Below are 23,960 nucleotides of genomic sequence, written 5' to 3'. Positions count from 1 at the left end.
GCCGCGTAGCGCCGCGCGCGCCCTGCTGCCGACGGTCAGCCCGTCGGCAGCTCCACGCCGAGCACGGCCTGCTCGTCGGGGCGGTGCACCAGCACCTCGGAAAGGTACGACTGCACCGCCGGGGCCATGCCGACGTCCCGGCCGGCCTGCTCGGAGAGCAGCCACTTGTGCTCGATGATCTGCGCGAAGAGCTCCTGCGGCTCCAGCTTGCGGCGCAGGTCCGCCGGCACCGCGCGGACCACCGGCTCGAAGACCTCGGTGAGCCAGCGGTGCGCCGCCTGCTGCTCGTCGGTCAGGTCGCTCTCCACCCGGTAGGCGTCCAGGTCGTTGAGGAGCTTGCGGGCCTGGTTCTCCTCGGCGTCGAGGCCGGTGAGCCGGAGCAGCCGCCGGGTGTGGTAGCCGGCGTCGACCACCTTGGGACGGACCAGGTAACGGCCGTTGTCGACGGTCGACAGGGCCACCTCGGCGACGTCGAAGCCCAGCTCGTTGAGGCGGCGGATGCGGCCCTCGATGTCGTGCCGGGCGTCCCGCTCGATCTGCTGCTCGTAGGTGATCTCGTGCCAGAGCCGCTCGTAGCGCCGCACGACCTCCTCGCAGACCACCTCCGGGTCGATCGACTCGTGCAGCAGCCCGGCGGCCTGCAGGTCGAGCGCCTCGCCGAAGATGTTCACCCGGGCGATCTCCAGGTCCTCACCGCGCTGGCCGTTGGAGAGCGAGCTGCGCAGCGCGCCGGTCTCCGCGTCCACCAGGTAGGCCGCGAAGGCGCCGGCGTCCCGGCGGAACAGCGTGTTCGACAGCGAACAGTCGCCCCAGAAGAAGCCGGTCAGGTGCATCCGGACCAGCAGCGCGGCCAGCGCGTCGAGCAGGCGGTTCATCGTCTCGGGGCGCAGCGTGTTGGAGAAGAGCGCCCGGTAGGGCAGGGAGAACTGCAGGTGCCGGGTGATCAGCACCGGGTCGAGGGGAGCGCCGTCGTCGGCCTGCCGGTCGGCCACGATGGCGACCGCCTCGACCGACGGGAAGTCGATCCGTTCCAGCGCCCGGAGCAGGTCGTACTCCCGCTCGGCGACCCGCTCGCCGGTCTCCTTCACCGCGTACACGTAGTCGCCGAGGCGGACGAACCGGACGATGTGCCGGGAGATGCCCTGCGGCAGGGCGACCAGGTGTTGGGCAGGCCACTCCTCCAGCGGGGTCGACCAGGGCAGGTCGAGCAGCGCCGGGTCCACGAGGGCCGAGGTGATCCGCACGGGGACAAGTTTGACGGTTGTACCCGCCGAGCGCCTCCCTTCGTGGTTCGGCACACAGCCGCCCCGGCCGCGGCACGGCGGCGCCACGGGCGGCCGGTAGCGTGGTCGGGGTGCGGGAGACCACGACGGTACGGCGGAAGGTGCGCCTGCGCCCGGTCCGGCCGGCCGGCTGGCGGTGGGACCTGCTGCTGCTCGCCGGTCTCGTGGCGTTGACCCTGGCGCTGGCCCGTGGGCTGCTCTACGACCTCGACCTGGCCGTCAGCGCCTGGGCGTTCGCGCACGACCCCGCCCCGCTGTACTGGACCGCCCGGGTGTTCAACCTGCTCGGGCAGGGCGGCTGGCTGCTGATGCCGGTCGCCGGGGCGCTCGCCCTGGCCGTGGCGTGGCGCCGGCGGTCGGTACGGCCGCTGCTGCTGGTCGGTACGGCGTTCCTGCTGACCACGCTGACCATCGGCCCGCTGAAGGTGTGGACCGACCGGGCCGCGCCCAGCGCCAGCGTGAAGCCGCCGTTCCTGCCGCCCGACGAGGCGGTGCGGATCTTCCATGAGCTGCCCGTCGGCGCCTACTCGATGTCGTACCCGTCGGGCCACGTGGCCAACGCGATCGTCTGGTACGGGGTGATCGCCGGGCTGGCCACCGCGCTCGCCGCCGGGCGGCTGCCCGTCGGGGCGTACCGGCTGATCCGGTTCGCGCCGCCGGTGATCCTGCTGGTCACCACGACCTACCTGAACTTTCACTGGTTGACCGACGGGCTGGCCGCGCTGCTGCTCGGCGTACTGCTGGACCGGCTGCTGCACCGGGTGCCCTGGGACGATCTGCCCCTGCCCCGCCGGCTGGGCGACTGGAGCGGGCCGGCCGGCTGGCCCACGCCGCCCGCCACCTCCTGACACCGGAGGTGGCGGTCGGGCGACGGTGCGCTCAGTCTGGGCAGCCGCCGGCCGAATAGCGTCACGCGCGGCACCTCCCACTCTCGCTCAGCTTTTTCGCCACCAACCGGCGCGATCCGGCGACCGGCCGGGACACCGGCCGTTCACCCCGGTTCCCTAGAGTGCAGGCGTGGAACGGCTGGCGCGGCGACTTGGCGTACCCGATGCGGTGGTCATCGGTCTCGGCTCGATGCTCGGTGCGGGCGTCTTCGTGGTCTTCGCCCCAGCCGCGGCGGCGGCCGGCGGCGCGGGGCTGCTGCTCGCGGTGGCGCTGGCCGGCTTCATCGCGTTCTGCAACGCGACCAGTTCGGCCCGGCTGGCCGCCCGGTACCCGGAGTCCGGCGGCACCTACGTCTACGGCCGGGAGCGGCTGAACCCGTTCGCCGGGTTCCTGGCCGGCTGGGGCTTCGTCGTGGGCAAGACCGCGAGCTGCGCGGCGATGGCGCTGACCATCGGCGCGTACGCCTGGCCGGAGCGGGCCCGGTGGGTGGCGGTGGCCGCCGTGGTGGCGGTGACCGCGGTGAACCTGCGAGGCATCGGCAAGACCGCCGCGGCGACCCGGGCGCTGGTCGCGGTGACGCTCACCGTGCTGGCCGTGGTCGCGGTGACCGGGCTGGCGACCGGGCACTTCGCGGTGTCCCGGCTGGACGGGTTCGCCCACACCGGCGACCGGGGCGTGCTGGCCGCCGCCGGGCTGCTCTTCTTCGCCTTCGCCGGGTACGCCCGGATCGCCACCCTCGGCGAGGAGGTACGCGACCCGGAGCGGACCATCCCGCGGGCGGTGCCGGTGGCGCTCGGCATCGTACTGGCGATCTACCTGGCGCTGGCCGTGGTCGCCCTCGGGGTGCTCGGCGAGCGCCGGCTGGCCGGCGCCGCCGCGCCGCTGGCCGAGGTGGTGGCCGCCGCCGGGTTCCCCGGCCTGGCCGGGCTGGTCCGGGTCGGCGCCACCGTGGCCGTGGTCGGGGTGCTGCTCTCCCTGCTGGCCGGGGTCGGTCGGACCACGCTCGCAATGGCCCGCCGGCGGGACCTGCCGGCCGCGCTGGCGGCGGTGCACCCCCGCCGCCAGGTGCCGCACCGGGCCGAACTGGCGGTGGCCGCCGTGGTCGCGGTGGTGGTCCTGCTCGGCGACGTGCGCGGCGCGATCGGCTTCTCCAGCTGCACCGTCCTGGTCTACTACGCGATCACCAACGCCGCCGCGCTCACCCTCGGGCGCGAGCCGGGGCGGAAGCTGCCGGCGCAGCTCATCGCGGCGTTGGGGCTGGTCGGCTGCCTGGTGCTCGCGGTGAGCCTGCCGGTCTCCAGCGTGCTCGCCGGCTTCGGCGTGCTCGCCCTCGGCGCCCTCTGGTACGCCGTCCGCCGCCGCTGAACCGGCCTCACTCCTCCGGCTGACGGGGCACCGGCGCGCCGGCCGGCTCCGGCGGCGGCGCCGGGGTGGTCTCCCGCAGCAGCGCGCTCAGGCCCGCCCGCCGGGCCACCACGGTCAGCCGGTCCCCCGCCTGGATCACCATCCGCGGATCGGCCGACCAGTCCGCCTTGCGCCCCGGCCGGGTGTGCGCCAGCAGCCGTACCTCGCCGGGCCGGGTCACCGCGGCGAGCGGGCGGCCGTCCAACGCCGAACCCGCCACCACCGGCACCTCGGTGACCAGCAGCGCGTGCCGCCCGACCGGGATGGTGGCGATCACCGCGCGGTCCAGCAGCGCGGCGGCGAACGACGGCGCGGCCAGGTAGGACACGCTGCGCGAGATGCCGATGCCGAAGGCGCGCTGGATCCGTTCCGCGAAGTCGCCGTCGAACAGCCGCAGCACCACCCGCAGGTCCGGGTTGAGCGCCCGCCCGATCAGCGCGGCCCGCAGGTTGACGCCGTCGTCGGTGGAGACCACCACCAGCGCCTGGCAGGTCGCCACCGAGGCGGCCCGCAACGTCTCCTCCAGCCCGGCGTCGCCCACCACCAGCGGCACCCCCAGCCGCCGGGCCAGGGCGGCGCCCCGCGCGTCCGGGTCCCGGTCGATCGCCACCATCTCGAGGCCGAAGTCGTGCAGCTGGGCCATCACCCGGGTGCCGATGTTGCCCAGCCCGACCACCACCACGTGGCCGGTCCGGTCCGGTTGGATCCGGCCGGCGTGCAGGGCCAGCCGGGCGTTCACGATGCCGTCCACCACCACCGCGGTGATCAGCGGGATCAGCGCCAGCCCGGCCAGGTTCAACACCACCTGCATCACCTGGGCCGCCGCCGGCTTGTCGACGTCCGGGTCCTGCCCGCTGAGCGTGGTGACCAGGGTCAGGTAGAGCGCCTCGCCCCAGTTGACGCCCGCCGCCCGGGAGTTGAGCCAGCCGAGCACCGCGATCACCGCCAGCAGCAGGAGCACCGCTATGCCGATCTTGCGGGTGGCGAAGCTGCGGACGGCCCGGAGCACCACGGCCAGCGGCTGGCGGCGCCGGCGCGCCCGGGCCATCCGGCGGGCCGCCAGCTCGGTGCCGGGCGGCTGGCCGGTCGCCTCGGCGAGCACCACGTCGGCCGCCGGCTCGTCGGCCGGCAGCACCCGGATCAGCTCCGGATCGGTCGTCACGGCCAGCCCGCAGACCAGGTCCTGCGGGCGTACGTCGGCCCGGCGGGCCACGTACAGGGTGCGGCCGGCATGCCGGAAGTGGGTGGGCGCCACCTCACCGAGGGCGGCGGCGACGAAGGCCGGCGCGGCCATCGAGGCGTCGGAGAGCACCGACGAGTCGGGGAAGATCTGCCGTACACCGTTGGCCAGGCTGGTGTTGAACATCCGCACCACCAGGCGCAGCCGCGGCTCGACCTCCTGGGCGCAGAGCGCCGCATGCATGTTGCCCACGTCGTCCTGGTGCAGCAGGGCCAGCCCGTCCGCGCCGGCCAGCCCGGCCCGGCGGAAGGTGGCCTCATCGAGCCGGTCGGCCCGGACCACCTGGATCCCCGGGATGTCCCGGCCGTCCGGCCCCTCCGAGCGCCGCCGCTCGGGCACCACCAGGGTGACCCGGAGCCGGTGGGCGGTCGCCGCGCTGCCGAGCAGCGCCCGGACCACCCAGTACGCGAGCGGGTCGGCGCCGCAGACGACGTAGTGCGGCCGGGTGTCGCCGTTCATGCGCAGCCGCCAACCGGCCGCGCGCCGGGCCCGGTCGCGCAGGGGTTCGGCCATGTCCGGATGGTAGTCAGCCGCTCGCCGTCCGCGCAGCCCCCTTGATCATGAACGCATGGTCTCCCGAGGTACATGGTCTCCCGGGGTACGGGTAGAGCAGGCGTCGTGCAGACCTTCCTGCCGTACCCGGACTTCCTGGCCAGCGCCCGCACGCTGGACCAGCGGCGCCTCGGCAAGCAGCGGGTGGAGGCGATCCAGGTGCTGCGCGGGTTGACCCGGCCCGGCTACGGCTGGCGCAACCACCCGGCGGTGCGGATGTGGGCCGGCTACGAGGAGACGCTGGTCCGGTACGGGCTGGACGTCTGCGCGGTGTGGTGCGAGCCCGGCCGGGCGGACACCTGTGCCGCCACCCTCACCACCGACCTCGCCACCGCCTGCGGGCTGGACCTGGTCCGTACCCAGCCCGAGTTGGCCGCCGCCGGTGAGCTGCCGCCCTGGCTGGGGCGGGAGGACCTGCACCGGAGCCACCGATCGTCGCTGCTGCGCAAGGACCCGGAGCACTACCGGCCCTTATTCGGCGACGTCCCGCCCGACCTGGAGTACGTCTGGCCCCCCTCCGACCGCCCCCGCCGCTGCCCGGGATGAAAGGCGGGGGCCCTTATTGACTTGGTGTTAATAAGGGCCCCGCCGCGGAAAGCCTTAAAAGGGGCCCCCTCCTCACACCTCAGGCAGACTGGGGCGGGAGGGTGGGGATGGCGCTGTCGCAGGTGGTCGGCCGGCTCATCGGGGTACGCCGGCACGTGGTGGACCCGGGTGGCGGCGGCGCGCCCCGGGTGCCCCGCCCGGTCGAGGCGGTGGTGGTCGGTGGCGGGATCGCCGGCATGTCGGCGGCGGTGGTGCTCGCCGAGCGGGGCGTACGGGTCACCGTGCTGGAGGCCGGGCCGACGCTCGGCGGCCGGCTGGGTGCCTGGCCGGAGCCGCTCGGTGACGGCGAGCAGATGAACGAGCACGGCTTTCACGCGTTCTTCCGGCAGTACTACAACTGGCGGTCGATCCTGCGCCGGGCCGACCCGCGACTGGATTTCCTCAAGCCGATCCCCGGCTATCCGATCCTGTCCGGGCGGTGGCCGACGGAGGAGTTCGGCAGGCTGCCCCCGGCGCCGCCGATGAACCTGCTGACGCTACTGGCCCGCAGCCCCAGCCTGCGCCTGGCCGACCTGTGTGCGATGGACCGGGACGCCGCGTTGCCGCTGCTCACGTACCACCCGGAGCGCACCTACGCCGAGTTCGACGCCACCACCGCCGACGCGCTGCTCGGCTCGCTGCGGCTGCCGGACCGGGCCCGGGCCATGCTGTTCGAGGTCTTCTCCCACTCGTTCTTCAACCACGAGGCGGAGATGTCGGCGGCCGAGATGATCGCCCAGTTCCACTTTTACCTGCTGGGCAACCCGGAGGGGCTGGCCTTCGACTGCCCGGACCGGGACTACGCGACGGCGATCTGGGGGCCGCTGAGCCGGCACGTCGAGAAGCACGGCGGCCGGGTGCGGACCGGCACCCCGGCCACCCGGTTGGACCGTACGCCGGACGGCTGGCGGGTCAGCACCGTCGGAGGGGACGTGCACGAGGCCCGGCACGTGGTGCTCGCGGTCGACCCGCCGGCGCTGGCCGGGCTGGTCGCCGGTTCGCCGGTGCTGGGCGGGGCGGCGCCCCGGCTGGTGGCGCGGGTGCCGGCGTTCGGCGCGCCGGGTCCGCCGTACGCGGTGGCCCGGTACTGGATGGACGGCGACGTGCGGCCGGACCGGGCGGTGTTCAGCGGGGTGTCCCGGCAGGCGACGCTGGACTCGGTGACCCTCTACCACCGGCTGGAGGACGAGCCGCGCCGCTGGGCCGCGCGCACCGGCGGCTCGGTGGTCGAGCTGCACGCGTACGCCTGCGACGCGGGCGTGCCGGCGGAGGTGCTGGCCGAGCGGATGCGGGCGGAGCTGGTGGAGCTCTGGCCGGAGGCCGCCGACCTGCGGGTCCGCGAGCTGCGTGCCCGGGTGGAGGCGCAGGCGCCGGCCTTCACCCCGGGCAGCCACGCCGGGCGGCCGGGCGTACGCACCGACGCCGACGGCCTCTACCTGGCCGGCGACGGCATCCGGACGGAGTTCCCGAGCGCGCTGATGGAACGCTCGGCGGCCACCGGGATCATCGCGGCCAACCACATCCTGCGCGCCGAGGGTGCCGCCGCCGAGCGGGTCCACTCGGTTCGGCCCCGCGGCCTGCTCGCCTGGCGCTGACCCGATTCGCCGGATCAGCCTCGGTTGATGTACCGGTTTGGTTACGATTGTCCCGTTCGGTCGTGCCACTCCGTCCGGGGCGGCGGCCACGGAGGAGGCACGTGCAACCAGCCGGGCAGCTGCGGTGGGAGGTCCGGGCCGACGTCGACGGCCGGGACGGTTCACCGGACGGGCCGCCGGCCGGGCAGGCCGACGAACGGGCCTGCGTGGCGACCGCGCTGCACCTGGGCTGGTGGCTGGCCGACGCCTTCCACACCCTCCAACACGGGTACGTCCTCGCGCCGGAGGACGCCGACGCGGACGCGACGCCGACCGACGGCACGGCCCGCAAGCTCACCAACTTCAGTGGCATGCCGGCGGGCCGGCGCCTGCGCATGTACCTCGACGGCGCCGACGTCGCGCTGGACAAGATCGCCGCGACCGTACGCGACCGCCGTCCCCGGCCCTCGACGCAGGCCGTCCGCACCCGGCTGGGCGCGACCGACGAGCCGTCCGGGCCGCAGACCCGGGAACTGCTGGACGCCCTCGACGACCTGAACATGGACGTGCTGCGCTGGACGATGGCGATCAACAACCGGGTCGGGCTGGCGTACCGGCTCGGCCGGTCGCTGGCCGACACCGTCCGGCGCTGCCAGCACGACCCGATCCCGCCCCGGTTCGACGGGCGGCCGGTGCAGCTCTGCCACTGGCTGGAGACGCTGGCCAGCGTGCTGCCCCGTTACGCCGCCGAGGTGGTACGCGGCTCGTTGCTGGCCTGGACCCGGGCGGTGCGCCACTGGGGCGCCGACCACTGCGGGACCAGCGAGGTGCGCCGCGCGCTGCGCGACCAGGGCGAGCTGTGGCGGGGCCTCCTCACCGGTGGGCTGGACCCGCGCGACCTGCTCGACGAGGAGGACTACGCCGTGGTCGCCCGGAAACTGGTGATCCGGGACCGGAAGCTCGTCGTGGACACCACCCGTGGCATCTTCCGCCCGGTCCTGCTGCCGCTGCTCGGCGTGCTGCTCGCGGTGGTGACGGTCAGCGCCGTGGCGGCGAGCGGCTCCCCCGCCACCCGCGGCGCGATCGCCCTGGTGGGGCTGGGCGGCGGGCTGGCCGCCATCTGGCGCTCGGTCTCCCGGCCGGCGCTCGCCGCCGCCGGCCAGATCAACCGTCCCCTGCTCGACGGACTGCTCGTGGTCCGGATGGTCCGCCAGCTCAACGAGCCGCTACGCCGACTCGAGACCGGCGAGTGATACCCGGGTCCTCGCCGGCCACCGGTTCGCCACGCCGTACCTGCCGGGCCAGCTCACGGCTCCGGGACCACGGCAGCGCCCCGAGCCGCGACCTGCGGTTGGCCCGGAGAAGACCGCGCCGCCAGGCCCACAGAACACGACCGCGTGGGTCAAACGGTCAAGCGGGGCCCCTGCTATGCAGAATGCGTCAACACGGGCGCCCTCCTTACCGGCCGGGCGGGGCCCAGCCGAAGCGCGGCGGGCGGCGTTCGTTGGCCGCCGCCAGCCCCTCCCGGGCCTCACCGCTGTCCCGGACCTGCCGATGCCACCAGGCGATCCGGTCGTCGCCGGCCCGGCCGTCCACGATCTCCTTCGCCGCCGCGACGCTGAGCTGGGAGCGGGCGCTGATCGCCGCGGTGACCTCGCCGACCCGCCCGGCCAGCCGGTCCGCCGGCAGCAGCTCGTCGACCAGGCCGACCCGCAGCGCCCGCTCCGCGTCGATCAGCTCGCCGGTGAAGAGCAGGTACTTCGCGGCGGACGGCCCGACCAGCCGGGCCAGCCGCCGGGTGGTCGGGGCCGGATAGACCAACCCCAACCGGGCCGGGGGTACGCCGAATCGGGCCCCCTCGGCGGCGATCCGCAGGTCGCAGCCGACGGCGAGCTGACAACCGCCGCCCACGCAGGCGCCCTCGATCACGGCGACGGTGGGCTTGGCGAAGCCGGCGAGCCGCTCCTCGGCGGCCACCGCGATGCTGACGTCCCCGGCGTCCAGCAGCTCGTCCAGATCGCCCAGGTCGGCCCCGGCGCAGAAGGTGCCGTTCGCCCCGGTGAGCACCAGCACCCGCACGGCCGGGTCGTCCTCCAGCCCGTCGAGCAGGGTGGGCAGCTGCCGCCACATCGCCGCGGTCATCGCGTTGCGCCGCGCCGGGTTGTGGATCGTCACCGTCGCCACCGGCCCGGTCACCTCGACGGTCAGCTCCGCGTCCGACATCTGCTCCCCCTGGTTGGCGGCGGTTCGCGCCGACCATAACGGCGCGGGCCCGACGCCCACCCGCGAGGGGTGGGCGCCGGGCCCGCCGACATCAGGTCAGGTCAGGAGACGTTGACCGCGGTGTCGTCGATGACGAAGGAGGTCTGCAGCGACACGTCCTCCGTGCCGGTGAACTTCAGCGTCACGGTCTGGCCGGCGTACGAGGCCAGCGAGAACGACCGCAGGGTGTACCCGGTGGCCTTGTTCAGGTTCGAGTACGTGGCCAGGGTCGCCAGCACCGTCCCGGACGAGTTGAGCACCTGCACCCGCAGCGTGTCGTACGCCGTGGTGCTGGTCGTCTCGGCCGAGTCGATGTGCAGGTAGAAGCTGAAGTTGTACGAGGTGCAGCCGGCCGGCAGGCTCACCGCCTGGGAGAGCGTGTCGGTGTGGCTGCTGCCGTACCCGTCCAGCCAGGCCTTGTACGAGCCGGTGCGGGCCGGCTGGCTGGCCGAGCTGGTGATCACGCCCGAGCTGGCCGTCCACACCGTGTTGCCGGACTCGAAGCCGGGATTGCCCAGCTTCTGGCCGGCGCCGGTGCAGCCGCCACCCGGGCCGTTGACCGTCAGCGTGTAGGTCGCCGTACGGGTCACCGAGCCGGTGCCGGTGACGGTGACCGAGTAGGTGCCGGTCGGGGTGCTCGACGAGGTGGTGATGGTGAGGGTGGACGAGCCGCCCGCGGTCACCGAGGCCGGGTTGAACGACGCGGACGCGCCGCTCGGCAGGCCGGCGGCCGACAGCGTGACGGTCTGGGCGCTGCCGCTGGTGACGGCGGTGCCGACGGTGGTGCTGACCGCGCCGCCCGCGGTCACCGAGCCGGAGGTCGGGGAGAGCGAGACGGAGAAGTCGTTCCCGGTCGAGCAGGGCGCGTCGTTGCCGGAGACGGCCACCGCGGTCCACGCCGCCTGGACGGCCTTGTACTCGGTGGAGCAGCTGCCGTACAGGTCGGTCGCCGCCCGCAGGGTGTACGCCCGGGCGGTGTTCGACGGGGTGGTGGTGTTGACGTACGACGTGTTCGAGGTGAAGTACACGTCGAGCGCCCGGTACCAGATCTTCTCCGCTTTGGCCCGGCCGATGCCGGTCACCGCCGGGGCGGAGCCGCAGACCGGCGAGGTGCCGTACGCGGTGGCGCCGGTGCCCTCGGCCAGGTTGAAGTAGAAGTGGTTGCCCACGCCGGACGAGTAGTGCACGTCGACGCTCTTGGTGGTGGAGGACCAGCAGGAGTGCGACTTGCCGTCCAGCGACGGGTTGTACATGTAGCGCAGCGGCGTACCGTTGCCGTTGATGTTGATCTTCTCGCCGACCTGGTAGTCACCCGGGTCGCTGGGCGCGGCGGCGTAGAACTCCACCATGTTGCCGAAGATGTCGCTGGTGGACTCGTTCAGCCCGCCCGACTCGCCGGAGTAGACCAGGCCGGCGACGGCCTCGGTGACGCCGTGGCTCATCTCGTGCCCGGCCACGTCGAGGGAGACCAGCGGGCGGGAGTTGCTGGAGCCGTCGCCGTACGTCATCTGCGCGCCGTCCCAGAACGCGTTGACGTAGTTGTTGCCGTAGTGCACCCGGCTGGGCACGCCGCTGCCGTTGCCGAAGATGCCGTTGCGGCCGTGCACGTTCTTGAAGTAGTCGAACGTCTTGGCGGCGCCGAAGTGCGCGTCCACCGCGGCGGACTGCCGGTTGGAGTTGCTGCCGGTGCCCCAGGTGTTGTCGGCATCGGTGAACGTGGTGCAGCTCGAGGTGCCGTTGTTCATGTCGCAGGTGCGGCCGTTGCCGTGCGACGGGTCGACCATCGAGTACGTGCTGCCGGAGAGCGTGGTGTCGATGCTCACCGTGCCGGTGTAGATGCCGTTGCCCGTGCCGGCGACCGTCTCGATCTCGTCGTACGAGCCGATCATCTTGCCGGTGACGGCGTCGGTGATCACGTGCAGCTTCGACGGGGTCTGCTGGTCGGCCTGCCAGCCGGTGGCGACCGTCTCCCAGGCCAGCCGACCCTTGCCCGAGCTGGCGTCGACGAAGAGCTCGGGGGTGCCCACAGCGGTGAGCGAGCCTTCGAATGCCTTCCGGGTGGCCTGCGTGGCCGCCGCCGAGGTGACCTTCGGGGCGGTGGAGAGGGTGAGCGGGGCGGCCAGACCCACCGAGGTGCCGGCGTACGCGCCGTTCGGGGCGGTGTGGATGACGAAGTCACCGCCGTAGACGCGCAGGCCGTGGTAGGTCCGGGTGTAGCGGGTGTGCGAGGCGCCGTTCGCGTCCACCTTCGTCCGGTGCGCCTGGTACGCCTCGCCGCTGGCGCCCTGGACGGCACCGGGGTTGCTGGCGAGGATGCCGGCGGCGCTGGCCGCTGGGGCGGGGGCGGGGGCGCCCGGGGTGGCCGCTTGCGCCGCGGGGGTGGCGACGCAGGTCAGCAGGCCGCTGGTGAGCAGCGCTGCACTGACGGCGGCGAGGGGTCTTTTCACGTGCCCTCCTGATGGGGGAGATGTGTGACGGGGGTAGTCACGCATGTAGATATACTGATACACCGCCGAAAAGAGAAGGGGGGAGACGCTGCGAGCCGGCGACAGTGACCGTTCGGAGGAGGCGACCCAGGTCGGGGGGGAACCCGACATCGCCTTCGCGCGTCTGACGAGGCATGAGATCAACCCCCGGGACCCTTGTCAAGATCGTCGCGGCATTGCTGCTCCTGAGCGGTTGCTCAGCGACCGACCCGGCCGGACCAGGGCCGTCGTCCGCACCGTCCGGCCCGGCGAGCGTCCCCGGCGCCACGTCGGGCCCCGCCGACCCGAGCGCCGGCGCCACGGCGAGCCCCGCCGCCGGCACGTCGGCCGCCCCGCAGCCGTCCACCGCCTCCACCGCCCCCCTGGCGGCCGCCCGGGTGGTGCTTACCCGGACCGGCGGCTTCGCCGGACGCGGCGACACGCTCACCGTCGAGCCCGACGGCGGGTGGACCAGCGTGGAGCGCGACGGGTCGCGGCGCACCGGCCAGGTCGACCCGACCGACCTCAACCGGCTGTGGGACCTGCTGGCCGCCCCGGGGCTCGCCACCGAGGCCGCGACGTCCACCACCGGCCCCGTGGACTGTGCGGACGCGTTCACCTACCAGCTCACCGTGGGGCAACGGGTGACCGGCTACGTCGACTGCCCGGACGCCGCCGGCCGAGCCGCGGCGACCGCGGCCGTGGTCGAACTGCTCGCCGAGGTCACCGGCTGGTGAGGCCCGGGCGGAGCTGAGGAGGACGCCGCCGGGCTCAGCGGTCCAGGCCCGCTGACCCACGACCCAGGCGCGCACGGCCGGCCACGACCGATCTGCTGACGGTACGTGACCGGCCGGCCCGCCTCCTGGCGGCCCGTCGTTCGCCTTTGCTCTGCTTCACCCACCGCAACACCCGGCCTGACCAGCTGCGATGCGGATCGAGACCCGGCGGGCACCGGTGACGCATGGTAACTGTTGCGTGCGCTGAAGCAGAGCAAAGGCACGGAGGTGGACTTCGGTCGGCCGACGTGGCCCGCACCGCCCGAGCGCAAACCGGGGACGCCGGCCGGGGCGGAGGGCAGGCCGGGGCGGAGGGCGGGTCGCCAGGTCGAGGGTGCGGGCGACGGAGGGCGTTCTCCGGGCCGCTACACGCGATAGTCGGCGGGCAGACCGGTGGCGCGCAGCTCCGGCGGCAGGTGGGCCACGTCGTTGACCGCGATCAGGTTGGGCGGCCCGCCCGAGCTGTACCGGATCACCGTCAGCCCGGCGTTGTGCAGGTTGATCCCCAGCCAGCGAGCCGGCGGGGCGTCCAGGGCGTGCCGCACCAGCCAGGCGATCAGGAAGCTGTGCGTGACCAGCAGCTCGCGTACCTCGCCGTCGGCCGGTGCGGTGGCGAACCGGTCCACCGCCGCCGCGGTCACCCGCGGCCCGTCGACCCGCTCGGCCGGCGAGTAGCCACCCAACACCCTCGCGTACGCGGGCGGCAGGCCCGCCGGATCGGTGTCGTGCGGCAGGTGGTCCCCGGCCAGCTCGGTGGCGTACACCGGAACTCCCGGCAGCGACCGGGCGACCAGCGTGGCCGTCTCCGCGGCCCGGGCCAGCGGTCCGTGGTGGACGGCCGCGAGCGGCACCCCGCGCATCCGTTCGCCGAGCAGCTCGGCCTGGCGGCGCCCGCGCTCCGAGAGCCCGACCTCCGGCAACTCCACCTCCGACCGGTCCTGCTCGCCGTGCCGGGCCAGGTAGAGCAGTCGGACACCCATGGTCACCTCATCGCGGTCGGGAGGCACGAGACTAACCCGCGCCTCCCGACCGATCCCGGCCCGCTCAGTCCGGGCGCAGCGCCCGGGCGAAGGTGGCGGCGACCCAGGCCCAGCCGGCGGTCACCGCCACCCCGAAGGCGACCATCGCCACCGGGCCGGGCACCGCGATCAGCGCGACCCAGGCCACCGCGAAGAACCCGCCGACCAGCGCGCTCGCCACGGCCCACGGCCGGCCCTGCGGCGCGCTGTTCCGCGCCACCACGAACGTCGCGACGATCAGCGAGACGAAGGCGACCGCCGCCACCAGGAAGTGCAGGCCACCGTGCCAGCTGATCTGCCCCGCGCCGCGGGGCGTGCCGGCGGGAAAGCCGTCGGCGGGGTCGGCGGCGAAGACACCCGCGGCCATCAGCCCGAACCCCCAGAGCAGGAGCAGCCGCGGTACCCAGGTCGAGGCGACCGACCGGCGCAGGGCGAGCGCGGCGCCCACGCAGAGCGCCCCGGTCACCAGGAACGTGGTGATCTGGATCCAGCCCAGCACGCCGGTGCTCAGCATGCTGACCGGATGCCGCCGGAAATCGAAGCCGTCCCGGGTGAGGCCCTGCGCCAGGGCCGACACCACGAAGACCGGGCCGGCGAGGACGCCGCCGGCCAGCCGCAGCCGATCCCGGCCGACGGCCGGCCGTACCTCGGCAAGGGAGATCGTCGCGGACATCGCCGTTCCCTCAGGCCCGCGGGAACATCTGGCCGATGCGGATCCGGTTGCCGAAGGGGTCCCGGATGCCGAAGTCGATCCCGTACGGCCGCTCGGTCGGCTCGTCGGTGATGTCGACGCCCTTGGCGACCAGATCCTCGTACGTCTTGCGGGCGTCGTCGGTGGTGATGCTCAGCCAGCCACCGAGCGCGCCCTTGGTGAGCAGGTCCCGCACCTGCTCGGCGGTGGCCGGGTCCAACGCCGGCGCGCCGGGCTTCTCCAGCAGGATCTCCCGGTCGGGCTGGCCGGGCAGGTTGACCGTCAGCCAGCGCATGAAGCCGAGGTCCTGGTCGGTGTTCACCTCGAAGCCGAGCTTGCCGACGTAGAAGTCGAGGGCCTGGTCCTGGTCGAGGACGTAGATCTGGGAGCGGGTGACCGCGTTCATCGTCATGCGATCACGGTAGAACCCGCCCCTGACCTGCTGCTTATCCAAAACTGACGGGCTACTCACCCAAAACTGCTCGGACGGGTCCAGGCCTTGGCAAAGCAGCTCGGCACATTCCCGGCGGGCGTCGACCGGCGCCGACGGAACTCGCTGGGCGACTCACCGACGATGTCGCGGAAGGTCCGGCTGAACGTGCCGAGACTGCCGAAGCCCACCGCGTAGCAGATGTCGGTCACGTCCCGGTCGGACTCCACCAGCATCGCCATCGCCCGCTCGATCCGGCGCCGTTGCAGGTAGCGGTGCGGGGTCTCGCCGAACGTGGCCCGGAACGTCCGGATGAAGTGCGCCGCGGAGACGTGCGCGATCCGGGCCAGGGCCGGGACGTCCAGCGGATCGGCGTACGCCCGGTCCATCGCGTCCCGGGCGCGCAGCATCGCCCGGTTCGACTCCTCCGTCGCCCGACTCATCGGGACCGTGCCCACAGGGTCAGCACACCTGCACGGTAGCCGCCCTCCGACCGGCGCCCAAAGGTGCGCGGCCGGTCCGCGCTTTTCTGCCCACCGCTAACCGGACTCCCACTGAGCGACGCAGCGCCGACACTGACCGGATGGACCGGGAGAAACCGCTGAAGCACCAGCAGCTCCTCGACCAGCTCTACGCGGCCTTCAACCGGCGGGACCTGCCGACGCTGCTTACGGCGCTGGCGCCGGACGTGTCGTGGCCAAACGGCTGGGAGGGCGGCATGGTGCGCGGACACCAGCAGGTACGCGACTACTGGACGCGCCAGTGGGCCGAGATCGACCCGATCGTGCGGCCGGTGGCCTTCGACGTCGAGGAGGACGGCTGGATCAATGTGACCGTGCACCAGGTGGTGCGAAACCGGGCGGGGACGACCGTCATCGCCGAGGACACGGTCCGGCACGTCTACCGTTTCGTCGACGGTCTGGTGGCCGACATGGTAATCCGGAGCTGAGGGCGCACGCGCTCGGGCCGAGCGGCTCGGCACCGCCGGCCACCACCGGACGCCGGTGGAAATTGGAGCCCCCGGCCGGGATCGAACCGGCGACATCTCGCTTACAAGGCGAGTGCTCTGGCCAGCTGAGCTACAGGGGCGGGTGTCGTCGTCGTCAGCATAGCGACTGGGGTCCGAAATTCACCCTCGCCAGGCACCCCGAGCACCGGAAACGTCAACTTCCCGCCGTTGCGGCCGTCGATTCGACGCCCGCCGAACCGGCGAAGCGTGGGGATTGATGCCCGCCTGCGCCTGACTGACCGGTATGCGTATGCCGCCCGTCCCACCGGCTGCTCCCCGTCTTGGCACCACAGGGAAAGCCGTTTACGGTGCAGTGACACGGACGACACACCGGCGCCCCCGCCCGGGCCGTCCGTGGGGCTGGCACCCTGGGTGCCGGCCGCTCCTTCACTCGGATCGTCCGGCACGTTCCTGCCGGTGAAAGGAAGCACCCACCATGGCTACGGTCACCTACGCCAAGGCGTCCCGCATCTACGCGGGCACCGAGCGGCCCGCCGTCAACAAGCTCGACCTGGAGATCGGCGACGGCGAGTTCCTCGTCCTGGTCGGCCCCTCCGGTTGCGGCAAGTCCACCAGCCTGCGCATGCTCGCCGGCCTGGAGGACGTCGACGAGGGCGCCATCTACATCGACGACCGCGACGTCACCCACCTGCCGCCGAAGGCCCGCGACATCGCGATGGTCTTCCAGAACTACGCCCTCTACCCGCACATGACGGTGTACGAGAACATGGCGTTCGCGCTCAAGCTGCGCAAGACGTCTAAGGCGGAGATCGACCGGCGGGTCAAGGAGGCGGCCGCGCTGCTCCAGCTGGAGGAATACCTCAACCGCAAGCCGAAGGCGCTCTCCGGCGGTCAGCGCCAGCGGGTCGCGATGGGCCGCGCCATCGTCCGCGAGCCGCAGGTCTTCCTGATGGACGAGCCGCTGTCGAACCTCGACGCCAAGCTCCGGGTGCAGACCCGTACCCAGATCGCCTCGCTGCAGGCCAAGCTGGGCGTCACCACGGTCTACGTGACCCACGACCAGGTCGAGGCCATGACCATGGGCCACCGGGTGGCCGTCATGCTCGACGGCGTGCTCCAGCAGGTGGACACCCCGCGGGCGCTGTACGACAGCCCGGCCAACGTCTTCGTCGCCGGCTTCATGGGCTCCCCCGCCATGAACATCAAGACCGTGCCGCTGAGCGAGCAGGGCGCCGCCTTCGCCGACCTGCACATCCCGCTGACCCGGGAGCAGATCGAGGCGGCGCAGGCCGAGGGCGGCAACGGCAAGGTGACGGTTGGCTTCCGCCCGGAGGACTGCGACCTGGTCAGCCCGACCGAGGGCGGCATGCCGGTCGTGGTCGAGCTGGTCGAGGACCTCGGCTCGGACGCCAACGTCTACGGGCACGCCGCGCTGGAGGGCGTCAACGAGCGCTTCGTGGTCCGCACCGACCGCCGGACCATGCCGAACATGGGCGACACCGTGTTCGTCAAGCCGCGCCAGGGTCGCAGCCACGTCTTCAACGCCGCGTCCGGCAACCGGATCTGACGTAGGCACGAAGGGGCGGTCCGCTGCGGCGGGCCGCCCCTTCGTCGTACCCGGGTATGACGCCGGATCTGCCTCCCCGGGGTGACGCGGTGGGCCCGTTCGCACTCCTACCCTTCGGGCACACCGCCGAGCACGGGAGAGCAGGATGCCACCGAACCCCATTCGTACCCGACCGGAGACCGACCGCGACGGCGGGCGACCGCCGCGCACCCGCCGGCTGGTCGCCACCGCCGGCCGCAGCCTGGTGTACGCCGCGGCGCTGCTCCCGCTGGCGCTGGCCGCCCTGGCGGGCGCGCTCACCGGACGGAGCCGGTCGGCGGCGGCCCGGTGGTGGCGGTTGCGGGGGGTGCTGCCGGTGGCGGAACGGGTTCCCGAGGGTCCGGCGCCCGGTGCGGTGGCCGTCGCCGCGCACGCCGTGGCGAGCCTGCTGCTCGGCACGGCGGCCCTGGTCCCGCTCGGGGTGGTGCTGCTGATGGTGCTACGCGGGGCGTTGTACGGGGTGGTCGATCCCGGCCCCTACGACACGTCGTGGGGTGGCCCGACCCGCGCCGGAGCGTGGCTGGCGCACTTCCTGGTGGGCATCCCGTTCACGGTTGCGGCGCTGGCGGCGCTGGCCGGCGTCGCGGCCGTGCACCAGCGGCTCACCCTCGCCCTGCACGGTGCCCGCCGGGCCGGTTGGCTGGTCCCGGCGACCGTGCTGATCTCGCTGGTCGCCGTGCTGCTCGTGGTGGCCTGGAGCCGGCAGATCTGACGGCGACGGGCCGCCCCGACGTGCGGGCGGCCCGTGCCGGTGGTGCGGTCAGGCCTCTGAGGCGCGGCGGCGGGCCACCTCGGCGAGGGTCACCGCGGCGGCGACGCTGGCGTTGAGCGACTCCACCTCGGAGATCATCGGGATGCTGACGGTCAGGTCGCAGGTCTCGCCGACCAGGCGGGACAGGCCGCGCCCCTCCGAGCCGACCACCACGACCAGCGGGCCGACCGCGGCCGCCAGGTCGTACAGGTCGGTGTCGCCGTCGGCGTCCAGCCCGACCACGACGAAGCCGGCATCCTTGCACGCCTTGAGCGACCGGGTCAGGTTGGTGACCTGGGCGACCGGGACCCGCGCGGCCGCGCCGGCGCTGGTCCGCCAGGCGGTCGCGGTGATCCCGGCGGCCCGCCGCTCGGGTACGAAGACACCCTGCGCGCCGAACGCGGCGGCGGACCGGATGACCGCACCCAGGTTGCGCGGGTCGGTGACCCCGTCCAGCGCGACCAGCAGCGGCGCGGCCTGCTCCAGCGAGGCCGCCATCAGGTCCTCGAACGACTCGTAGGCGAACGGCGGCACCTGGAGGCCGATGCCCTGGTGCAGCACCCCGCCGGTCATCCGGTCCAGCTCCGCCCGGCTGATCTCCAGGATGGCGATGCCCCGGTCGGCGGCCGTCCGGACGATCTCCTTGACCCGGTCGTCGACGTCGATGCCCTGCGCGGTGTAGAGGGCGGTCGCCGGCACCTGGGCGCGCAGCGACTCCAGCACCGGGTTCCGGCCGACCAGCAGCTCCGGGCTGTCCTTGGTCGGGTTGGACTTGCGTCCCGGGGCGACCCGTGGCCCGCCCCGGCCGGTGGGCTTGCCGCCGCGACCGGCCGCACCGCCCCGGGCCGGGCCGACGCCCTTGGTGCCCTTGCCCCAGGTGGTGTCCTTGGTGCCCGGCTGGCCGATCTTGGGCGCCCGCCCCTCCTCGGCCGCCGCCCGGCGCTCCTTGTCCTGCTTCCAGGCGGTGCGCTGGGGCAGCTTCTCGGTGCCCGAGTACGCCTTGTGCCAGGGCCGCTCGTCGGCCGGCAGGGTCTTGCCCCGGCCGGCGAGGGAGTCCCGGTTCTTGCCGCCGGTGCCCTTCGGGGCGCCCGCCTTCGGCGTCAGTCGTCGCCCACGGCGCTGCGAGTTGCCCGGCATCAGTCCTGCTCTCCAATAGTCCAACGGGGGCCCTGGGGGGTGTCCTCGACCACCACGCCGGCCTGCTTGAGCTGGTCGCGCACGGCGTCCGCGGCGGCCCAGTCCTTGCGGCCTCGGGCCTGGGCGCGCTGCTCCAGGGCCAGCGCGATCAGGGAGTCGACCACGGCGCGCAGGTCGTCCGAGCGGCCGCCGCCCGTCCAGGCGGGGTCGAGGGGGTCGACGCCGAGGATATCCAGCATTCCCCGGGTGGCGGCGACGGTCGTGCGGACGGTCACATCGTCGCCGGTGGCCAGCGCGGTGTTACCGTCCCGGACCACCTCGTGCAGCACCGCCAGGGCGGCGGAGGTGTTCAGGTCGTCGTCCATCGCGGCGACGAACCCGGCCGGCAGCTCGCCGGGCTGCCCGGCACCCACCCGCTCGGCGGCGCGCTGGACGAAGCCCTCGATCCGCCGGTACGCCACGGCGGCCTCGCGCAGCGAGTCCTCCGAGTAGTCGATCCGGGACCGGTAGTGGGCGGCGGCGTAGTAGTAGCGCAGCTCCACCGGGCGCACCCCGAGCGAGTCCACGTACGCCAGGTCGAGGGCGTTGCCCAGCGACTTGCCCATCTTGGCGCCGCCGATGCTGAGCAGCCCGTGGTGCACCCAGTACCGGGCGAACGGCAGGTCGGCGGCCTGCGACTGGGCGATCTCGTTCTCGTGGTGCGGGAAGATCAGATCCAGCCCGCCGCCGTGGATGTCGAACTCGGCACCCAGGTAGCGCCAGCACATCGCCGAGCACTCGATGTGCCAGCCGGGCCGGCCCCGGCCCCACGGCGACGGCCAGTACGCGTCCGCCGGCTCCTCCGGCTTGACGCCCTTCCAGAGGGCGAAGTCGCGCGGGTCGCGCTTGCCCCGCTCCGGGGCGTCCCCGGCGGGCTGCATGTCCGCGGGCGACTGGCCGGACAGCGACCCGTACGCCGGCCAGGCGGCCACGTCGAAGTAGACGTCGCCGGAGCCGTCGGTGGCCGGGTAGGCGTGCCCGGTCTCGATCAGCCGGGCGATGAGCTCGTGCATCTCCGGGATGTGCCCGGTGGCCCGCGGCTCGTAGGTCGGCGGCAGCACGTTCAGCGCCCGGTACGACTCGGCCAGGATCAACTCGTTGGCGTACGCGATCGACCAGAACGGGCGGCCCTGCTCCTGCGCCTTGACCAGGATCTTGTCGTCGATGTCGGTGACGTTGCGGATGAACCGCACCTGGTAGCCCTGGGCCAGCAGCCAGCGGCGCAGCACGTCGTAGTTGACGCCGGAGCGCAGGTGGCCGATGTGCGGCGGGGCCTGGAGGGTGAGACCACACAGGTAGACCCCCACCTTGCCGGCTTCCCGCGGGACGAAGTCCCGCACCGATCGGGTGGCGGTGTCATACAGGCGTAGCGTCACCGTACAAGGGTAGCCGTCCGCGCGTTTCCGGGTCGTCCGGAGCCGGGCCGTACGCTGCGTGCTGTGGACACGTCGGCACGCCCGGGAGAAACGGCGCAGACCCTGGACCGGGGGCTGCGACTGCTGCACCTGGTCGCGGACGCGGCCGGCGGGTTGACCGTGACCGAGGCGGCGAACCGGTTGGGCGTCGGCCGGGCGGCGGTATACCGGCTGGTGGGCGCGCTGTCCGCGCACGGCATGCTGCGCCGCGACGGCGCCGGCCGGCTGCGGCTCGGCGCCGGGGTGCTGCACCTGGCCCGGCGGGCCCAGCCGCTGCTCGCCGAGGGGGCGCTGCCGGCGCTGCGCAGGCTCGCCGAGCAGGCCGGCGCGACCGCCCACCTGACCGTGGTCGAGGGCGGCGAGGGGGTGGCCCTGGCCGTGGTGGAGCCGAGCTGGACGTCGTTCCACGTGGCGTACCGGACCGGGGCGCGGCATCCGCTGGAGCGGGGCGCGGCCGGCCGGGCCATCCTCGCCGGGCGGGCCGGCGCGGCGGGACCGGTCGCCACCAGCGGCGAGCTGCAGGCCGGGGCGTACGGGGTGGCGGCGCCGGTGCTCGGGGTGGCCGGGCTGGAGGCGAGCGTCGGGGTGGTGGCGCTGGCGCCGCTGGACGTGGACGTGGTGGGCGCCCAGGTGCTGGCCGCCGCGACCGCGGTCGCCGAAGCCCTCGGTTAGCCCTCCGGTGGGCCCGGGGCCGGCCAGCCACCCGACTGCCGCGTCCCACGCCATCTCGCCCCCACAACGAGGTTCCCTAGCACAGTTGTCGATGGAGTGGCGTGTTGTCCACAGCCGCACGGCACCGGCGAGGGCCGCGTTGTCCACAGGGGTTTCCGGGGCGCCGCGGCAGCGGTGACGCTGGCGGCATGCCTCCTGTCGCACACCGACCCGCCAGCCTGGCGGGGCAGGTCTTCCGGGGATCCGACGTGGTCCGCCGCGGGCTGCTCACCGTTCACCAGCTCCGCAGCTCCGCGTGGACCCGCCTCCACCACGACGTGTACGCCGACGCCCGGCTGGAACGCGACCATGGGCTCGCCTGCCGTGCCGTGGCGCTCAGACTCCCACCCGGAATTCCGATCGCCGGCCCGTCGGCGGCCTTCCTGCACGGCGTCACGCACGCCGCGAGCTTCGACGACGAGGTGCACGTGAGCGCGGCGCAGGGCAGTCCGCTGCGCAGCCGGCGCGGCCTACGGGTGCACACCTCCCTGCGCCGGCCGCCACCCGCCCCGGTGTCCGGATGGCCGCCCGCCACACCGATGGCACCGGCCCGGTCCGATCCGGCCCTGGCCGCCTGGGAGTCGGCTGTGTGGCTCGAACCCGCCCGGGCGGTCAGCATCGTCGACACCCTGCTGGCCCGGGGCTTGACCAGCCGCGACGCGCTCGCTGAGGTGGCGGGGCGCAACGCCGACCGGCCGGGCGGATCCCGTGCCAGGTGTGTCTTCGGTCTGGCCGACCCGGGCGCGCAGTCCCCGGCCGAGTCGCGGCTACGGGTGCGGCTGGTGCTGGCCGGGTTGCCTCGGCCGGTGGCCCACCATCCGGTCAGGCTGCCTGGCGGGGTCGTCCTGCACCCCGACCTGGCGTGGCCCGAGGTACGGGTCGCCGTCGAGTACGACGGACACTGGCGCAGCGACCCGGACCAGTTGCACCGGGACCGGCGGCGCCTCAACCTGCTGGTGGGGGCCGGCTGGCTCGTGCTGCACGTGACCAGCCGCCGGCTGCGCCAGGACTTCGCGGCGGTCGTCCAGGAGGTCCGCTCCGCGCTGCTCTCCCGTGGCTGGCAACCATGAGGGCCCTTCCCATGGCGGCGCCATCCGGCCGACTTCACCGGCCGGCAATGCTCCCTATCTGCCGCAACCTGGGCCTTCCTGCACTACTGAGGCCCGGAAATGCCGCAACATTGACCGACCCGACCGGGTCAGGTCAGCGCGGGCTGGTCCGCGGGCTCGTCGGCCGGCTGGGCGGGCGTGCCGCGCAGTTCGTCCAGCCGGACCAGGGCGACCCCCGCCACGATCAGCACGCCACCGAGCAGTTGCACCGCGGTGGGCAGCTCGCCGAGGAACAGCCAGGCGATCAGCACCGCGAACATCACCTCGGTCAGCCCGACGAAGGAGGCCAGCCGGGAGCCCAGCACCCGGGTCGCGGCGATGCCGGCGAGGTACGCGACCACCGCGGCGACGAGCGACAGCCCGGCGATCGGCACCAGCCAGCTGGTGCGCTGGCCGGCGAAGGTGACCGTCCCGAACTCGGCCTCCAGCGGCAGCACCCCGAGCAGGCCGAGCGCCGCCAGCACGGCCGCGCCGACGCCCATGCCGCCGCTGGCCATGGTCACCGAGGGCAGCTCCTCGTCGACCCGGCCGGCGAGGACGAAGTAGCCGGCCAGGCCGACCGCCGCGCCCAGCCCCCACAGCACACCCAGCGGGTCGAGCCGGCCGGCGCCGGCCAGATCGAGCACGAACGCCAGCCCGGCCAGCGCGGCCACCGAACCGGCCACGGTCAGCCGGCGCGGGCGCTGGCCGTGCATCGCCCACATCCAGACGACCACCAGGATGATGCCCAGGTACTCCAGCAGCAGGGCCACGCCGACGGGCAGGTAGCGGACCGCGTTGAAGAAGCACGCCTGGGCGGTGGCCACCCCGAGCAGACCGAAGACGGTCACCGCGCCGAGGTTGCGGCGCAGCACGTGCCACCGGCCGCGCAGCGCCAGCGTCGCGGGCACCAGCAGCACCAGGGCGGCGATGCCCACCCGGGCGACCACGATGGCCTCGGCCGACCAGCCGGCGTCGATCAGGGATCGGGCGAACGTGCCGGAGGTCGCGAAGGTGACGGCCGACAGCAGCGCCAGCAGCAGGCCGGCACCGGCGGGGCGTGGACGCATCGGC

At 73.7% G+C, this 23,960-nt stretch carries 22 protein-coding genes and 1 tRNA gene; 11 read left to right on the top strand and 12 right to left on the bottom strand.

Annotated features, from left to right (window positions below):
* Positions 1-35: 35 nt before the first annotated feature.
* Entirely contained in the window at positions 36-1,298 is a 1,263-nt protein-coding gene (locus AB0H57_RS02965) for a DUF4032 domain-containing protein (protein WP_357502024.1), read from the bottom strand.
* Positions 1,299-1,354: 56 nt separating this feature from the next.
* On the opposite strand from AB0H57_RS02965, the gene AB0H57_RS02960 reads away from it, so the two are divergent.
* Positions 1,355-2,131: a phosphatase PAP2 family protein gene (locus AB0H57_RS02960; RefSeq protein ID WP_357502022.1), complete on the top strand. Its 777-nt coding sequence runs from the start codon at positions 1,355-1,357 to the stop codon at positions 2,129-2,131.
* Between the two features lie 169 nt (positions 2,132-2,300).
* The gene (locus AB0H57_RS02955; RefSeq protein WP_357502020.1) at positions 2,301-3,536 is read left to right on the top strand and encodes an APC family permease; all 1,236 of its coding nucleotides are present in this window, start codon (positions 2,301-2,303) and stop codon (positions 3,534-3,536) included.
* 7 nt (positions 3,537-3,543) lie between these two features.
* Here the strand turns inward: AB0H57_RS02955 and AB0H57_RS02950 are convergent, their stop codons facing one another.
* Positions 3,544-5,328 carry an NAD-binding protein gene (locus tag AB0H57_RS02950; protein ID WP_357502018.1) on the bottom strand — a complete coding sequence of 595 codons (1,785 nt, stop codon included), beginning with the start codon at positions 5,326-5,328 and terminating at the stop codon, positions 3,544-3,546.
* A gap of 105 nt (positions 5,329-5,433) precedes the next feature.
* On the opposite strand from AB0H57_RS02950, the gene AB0H57_RS02945 reads away from it, so the two are divergent.
* The 3 genes from AB0H57_RS02945 (at position 5,434) to AB0H57_RS02935 (ending at position 8,779) form a co-directional block, all read left to right on the top strand.
* On the top strand, positions 5,434-5,913 hold the full coding sequence (locus tag AB0H57_RS02945; RefSeq protein ID WP_357502016.1) for an MSMEG_6728 family protein: 480 nt from the start codon (positions 5,434-5,436) through the stop codon (positions 5,911-5,913).
* 107 nt (positions 5,914-6,020) lie between these two features.
* On the top strand, positions 6,021-7,547 hold the full coding sequence (locus tag AB0H57_RS02940; protein WP_357502014.1) for an FAD-dependent oxidoreductase: 1,527 nt from the start codon (positions 6,021-6,023) through the stop codon (positions 7,545-7,547).
* 101 nt (positions 7,548-7,648) lie between these two features.
* The gene (locus AB0H57_RS02935; protein WP_357502012.1) at positions 7,649-8,779 is read left to right on the top strand and encodes a hypothetical protein; all 1,131 of its coding nucleotides are present in this window, start codon (positions 7,649-7,651) and stop codon (positions 8,777-8,779) included.
* A 205-nt stretch (positions 8,780-8,984) separates the two neighbouring features.
* Here the strand turns inward: AB0H57_RS02935 and AB0H57_RS02930 are convergent, their stop codons facing one another.
* Together AB0H57_RS02930 and AB0H57_RS02925 are read right to left on the bottom strand one after the other, a co-directional pair.
* Positions 8,985-9,749 (bottom strand): enoyl-CoA hydratase/isomerase family protein, encoded by a 765-nt coding sequence (locus tag AB0H57_RS02930; RefSeq protein WP_357502011.1) that lies wholly within the window; start codon positions 9,747-9,749, stop codon positions 8,985-8,987.
* A 101-nt stretch (positions 9,750-9,850) separates the two neighbouring features.
* Positions 9,851-12,235, bottom strand: coding sequence for a M4 family metallopeptidase (locus tag AB0H57_RS02925; protein WP_357502009.1), 2,385 nt, complete (start codon positions 12,233-12,235; stop codon positions 9,851-9,853).
* Positions 12,236-12,450: 215 nt separating this feature from the next.
* Between AB0H57_RS02925 and AB0H57_RS02920 the strand changes: the two genes are divergently transcribed.
* The gene (locus tag AB0H57_RS02920) at positions 12,451-12,990 is read left to right on the top strand and encodes a hypothetical protein (RefSeq protein ID WP_357502007.1); all 540 of its coding nucleotides are present in this window, start codon (positions 12,451-12,453) and stop codon (positions 12,988-12,990) included.
* A 404-nt stretch (positions 12,991-13,394) separates the two neighbouring features.
* Here the strand turns inward: AB0H57_RS02920 and AB0H57_RS02915 are convergent, their stop codons facing one another.
* The 4 genes from AB0H57_RS02915 to AB0H57_RS02900 all read right to left on the bottom strand — a co-directional run bounded on the left by AB0H57_RS02915 (position 13,395) and on the right by AB0H57_RS02900 (position 15,612).
* Entirely contained in the window at positions 13,395-14,009 is a 615-nt protein-coding gene (locus AB0H57_RS02915; protein WP_357502005.1) for a histidine phosphatase family protein, read from the bottom strand.
* Between the two features lie 64 nt (positions 14,010-14,073).
* Entirely contained in the window at positions 14,074-14,721 is a 648-nt protein-coding gene (locus AB0H57_RS02910) for a DUF998 domain-containing protein (RefSeq protein ID WP_357502003.1), read from the bottom strand.
* Positions 14,722-14,731: 10 nt separating this feature from the next.
* Positions 14,732-15,151, bottom strand: a complete 420-nt coding sequence (locus tag AB0H57_RS02905) for a VOC family protein (RefSeq protein ID WP_357502001.1) — start codon at positions 15,149-15,151, stop codon at positions 14,732-14,734.
* A 56-nt stretch (positions 15,152-15,207) separates the two neighbouring features.
* Positions 15,208-15,612, bottom strand: a complete 405-nt coding sequence (locus AB0H57_RS02900) for an AraC family transcriptional regulator (RefSeq protein WP_357501999.1) — start codon at positions 15,610-15,612, stop codon at positions 15,208-15,210.
* Between the two features lie 140 nt (positions 15,613-15,752).
* Here AB0H57_RS02900 and AB0H57_RS02895 point away from each other — a divergent pair, with 140 nt between their 5' ends.
* Positions 15,753-16,118 (top strand): nuclear transport factor 2 family protein, encoded by a 366-nt coding sequence (locus AB0H57_RS02895; RefSeq protein ID WP_357501997.1) that lies wholly within the window; start codon positions 15,753-15,755, stop codon positions 16,116-16,118.
* A gap of 63 nt (positions 16,119-16,181) precedes the next feature.
* Here the strand turns inward: AB0H57_RS02895 and AB0H57_RS02890 are convergent.
* Positions 16,182-16,258, bottom strand: a tRNA-Thr gene (locus AB0H57_RS02890).
* A 356-nt stretch (positions 16,259-16,614) separates the two neighbouring features.
* On the opposite strand from AB0H57_RS02890, the gene ugpC reads away from it, so the two are divergent.
* Positions 16,615-17,706, top strand: a complete 1,092-nt coding sequence (gene ugpC, locus AB0H57_RS02885; protein WP_357501995.1) for a sn-glycerol-3-phosphate ABC transporter ATP-binding protein UgpC — start codon at positions 16,615-16,617, stop codon at positions 17,704-17,706.
* A 145-nt stretch (positions 17,707-17,851) separates the two neighbouring features.
* Positions 17,852-18,457: a hypothetical protein gene (locus tag AB0H57_RS02880; protein ID WP_357501993.1), complete on the top strand. Its 606-nt coding sequence runs from the start codon at positions 17,852-17,854 to the stop codon at positions 18,455-18,457.
* Positions 18,458-18,505: 48 nt separating this feature from the next.
* Here AB0H57_RS02880 and rlmB read toward each other — a convergent pair whose 3' ends face one another.
* Positions 18,506-19,633 (bottom strand): 23S rRNA (guanosine(2251)-2'-O)-methyltransferase RlmB, encoded by a 1,128-nt coding sequence (rlmB, locus tag AB0H57_RS02875; RefSeq protein WP_357501992.1) that lies wholly within the window; start codon positions 19,631-19,633, stop codon positions 18,506-18,508.
* Positions 19,633-21,048 (bottom strand): cysteine--tRNA ligase, encoded by a 1,416-nt coding sequence (cysS, locus tag AB0H57_RS02870; protein ID WP_357501990.1) that lies wholly within the window; start codon positions 21,046-21,048, stop codon positions 19,633-19,635. Before cysS ends, rlmB begins: the two co-directional genes overlap by 1 nt.
* 63 nt (positions 21,049-21,111) lie before the next feature.
* Between cysS and AB0H57_RS02865 the strand changes: the two genes are divergently transcribed.
* Positions 21,112-21,759, top strand: a complete 648-nt coding sequence (locus AB0H57_RS02865) for a helix-turn-helix domain-containing protein (RefSeq protein ID WP_357501988.1) — start codon at positions 21,112-21,114, stop codon at positions 21,757-21,759.
* Between the two features lie 188 nt (positions 21,760-21,947).
* Complete coding sequence (locus AB0H57_RS02860; protein WP_357501986.1) at positions 21,948-22,868, top strand: hypothetical protein; 921 nt, start codon at positions 21,948-21,950, stop codon at positions 22,866-22,868.
* A gap of 128 nt (positions 22,869-22,996) precedes the next feature.
* On the opposite strand, the gene AB0H57_RS02855 is transcribed toward AB0H57_RS02860, so the two are convergent.
* Complete coding sequence (locus AB0H57_RS02855; protein WP_357501984.1) at positions 22,997-23,956, bottom strand: EamA family transporter; 960 nt, start codon at positions 23,954-23,956, stop codon at positions 22,997-22,999.
* Positions 23,957-23,960 lie beyond the last annotated feature (4 nt).

Source organism: Micromonospora sp. NPDC050686, from assembly GCF_040654475.1.
GTDB lineage: Bacteria > Actinomycetota > Actinomycetes > Mycobacteriales > Micromonosporaceae > Micromonospora.
This window is presented reverse-complemented; position numbering and strand designations above follow the sequence as displayed.